Genomic DNA, 247 nt, shown 5'->3' on the forward strand with positions numbered 1-247 from the left:
GAAGGTCTCGACCTTGGTCTCGCCCGCGCCCAGGTACTGCACCTTGTCGTTGGCGACCTGATAGTCCCACTTGCCAGCCGCATCGATGGTCAGGCTGCCCAGGGCATTGGCACTCGGCGCGCCCACACCCGGTTTGAACTCGGCCTCGTCCGCCCCGTCCACGTCGGTCACGCTCAGGCTGCCGGTCTCGGTCAGGTTACCGCTGACCACGTTCAGGTCTTCGGTCACCGCACCGCTGCCATCACCC

General features: G+C 66.4%; 1 protein-coding gene. It reads right to left on the reverse strand.

Annotated elements, in window-relative coordinates; genetic code table 11:
* Positions 1-247 (reverse strand): VCBS domain-containing protein (locus KW821_RS21550; RefSeq protein WP_218292879.1); only part of this gene is annotated, 247 nt, incomplete at both ends.

Origin of the sequence: Aeromonas sp. sif2416, assembly GCF_019218665.1 — a bacterium.
Classification (GTDB): Bacteria; Pseudomonadota; Gammaproteobacteria; order Enterobacterales; family Aeromonadaceae; genus Aeromonas; species Aeromonas encheleia.